The organism is Ferroglobus sp., assembly GCF_015521575.1.
Lineage (GTDB): Archaea > Halobacteriota > Archaeoglobi > Archaeoglobales > Archaeoglobaceae > Ferroglobus.
In genome coordinates, this window is record NZ_WANY01000202.1 from 1 (window position 1) to 2,088 (window position 2,088).

The following is a 2,088-nucleotide window of genomic DNA, read 5'->3' on the forward strand; positions in this document are numbered from 1 at the left end:
CAACGTCTATGTTCATGCTTTCAGCGTCAAAAGGGTAATGTACTATCTGCAAACCCCTTAAGCCTGCAGCAGAATACTTTTCGTGACTTATGTGACCTCCAGAGGGGATTGAGAGGGCGAATATCTTGTCTCCCGGATTTGTTAGAGCAAAAAACCCCGCCATGTTGGCTACAACGCCACTTATCGGCTGAACGTTAACGTGAGGAGCCTTAACGAGATCTTTCATAAGACTTACAGCCATGAGTTCGATCTCATCCACGAAGCTGCAACCCTCGTAAAACCTCTCCCCTATCTTTCCTTCAGCATACCTATGCCCGAGGTCGCTGATGTAGCAGTTTCTAACAAACTTGCTTGTTATGTTCTCACTCGCAATTAGCGGAAGGGAATTTTTGTAAAATTCCGTGTGTCTTCTTATGACCTCGTAAAGTTCTTCGATACTCATACCTCACACCCGTGAAGTTATAGAGTAGTCTTCCCTCCGGGGAGATATATCATTTTTTCCTCCCTCAAAATCTTTTCCACAAGCTTTCTAACAAAAGGCACGACATCTTCTCCGAGTTCGTCAAGCTTTATCCACTTCACTTCTTTCGCGTCACTTCCGGCTTTGATTTCCCCGCTCTTTATTTTTGCGAAGAAGTCAACGATAACGTAGTGATACTTTATCCTCCCGTCTTTATCCAGAAAGATTTCTTCAGTCACGCAAGCAACGTCTCCTATTTCTATTTCAACACCGATCTCCTCAAGAATTTCCCTTTTTAAAGCTTCGTGGAGAGATTCCCCCACTCTAACCAATCCGCCGGGAATTGACCACATATTCTTGTTCGGCTCGTTAGCTCTTCTGACGAGCAGGATTTTCTCATCCTCTATTATCACGGCTCCAACACCAATTACTGGTCTTCCTGGATACTCCCTCATTCCGACATCACCGCTGCCAAGGCTAATGCTCTCAAATAGCCTTCGGCACTTTGAGCTCTGCTCGTGTCTATTAGTGTGAAGGGCAGTTTCGCATAATAGGCTCCGTATTCCCTTCCTCCACCAAGGTAGCACATCGCTCTGAATATGTAGTTTCCTATTATCCCGTTCGGCGGGATTATGATGTCCTCTTCCACATCCTCAAGGAGAATCTCTCTGTTCACTCCTCCGCAAATTTTCGCGAGGAGCTCAGCTTCGGCAAGAGTTCTGTCGACTTCTTCGCTTCTTCCTACATCTCCGAGCCTTCCTCCAGCCAAAAAAGCCACCTTATCATTCATCCCGAGTTTTAAAGCCATTTTCTTAGCCTCTTCGACTATCATAATTTTCTCAGCCAAGCTTTTTCCCTCATCAACTCCAACCGGCGAAAGGAGGAAGAGTTTTCCGTAGAAAGTCTCAAGTAGAGCTATTCTCACGAACTCGTAACCTCTTCTTTTCAGCTCGGCAATCATCTTCGAAGCCCTCGCAGTTCCTCGCACGGCAGCGTCAACTTCCCCTTTTTCAACCATGTCCAAAAGCCTTTTCTCGGTATTTTCCCCTTCATCCACCACCACAACTTTGGCAAAGTTGCAGAGTTTTGCTGCTTTCACAACCTTTTTGTCGTAGTCTTCTCTTTCTCTGTAAACACCAATTGCTACCCTTTTCCCCTCTGGGATTCTCTCGGCAATCGCTCTATGCATGCTTTCACCTCACGATAGATAGAACTCCGTCAAATATATACTCAACTCCTATCGAGGCAAGGAAAATCGCCATAATTCTGGCAATTATGTCTGAGCCGCTCTTTCCGAGAAGGGAAATTATGGCGGTGCTATAAACGTGGGTGAGCCTGACTATTCCGTAAACGACGAGTATCGCGAGAACTAAGATCATCTTTCCTACGATGTCTGTCTCGGAAGCCAATACTATCGTTGCCGTTATAGCTCCCGGACCCGTGTAGAGAGGTAGTGCAAGAGGAAAGACGGCTATGGAATCAACATCGACGCTTTCAAGCCCTTTCTGGAAGTAGTATTCCCTCGTTTTTCTTCCGAGAAGTATGTCCACCGAAACAATGAACAGCAAAAGTCCTCCAGCCACTTTTAACGATTCTATCGATATTCTGAAGAACTCTATGACAGCATA

General features: G+C 45.7%; 3 protein-coding genes and 1 pseudogene. All 4 read right to left on the bottom strand.

Features of this window, described 5'->3' with window-relative positions:
• Positions 1-442, bottom strand: a pseudogene (locus tag F7C14_RS07920) (serine hydroxymethyltransferase); the annotation flags it as partial.
• 17 nt (positions 443-459) lie between these two features.
• Positions 460-915, bottom strand: coding sequence for an NUDIX hydrolase (locus tag F7C14_RS07925; protein WP_290901656.1), 456 nt, complete (start codon positions 913-915; stop codon positions 460-462).
• A complete protein-coding gene (locus F7C14_RS07930; protein ID WP_290901657.1) occupies positions 912-1,649 on the bottom strand; it encodes a hypothetical protein in 738 nt (245 codons plus the stop codon). Before F7C14_RS07930 ends, F7C14_RS07925 begins: the two co-directional genes overlap by 4 nt.
• Positions 1,650-1,653: 4 nt before the next feature.
• Positions 1,654-2,088 (bottom strand): NAAT family transporter (locus F7C14_RS07935; RefSeq protein WP_290901658.1); only part of this gene is annotated, 435 nt, incomplete at its 5' end.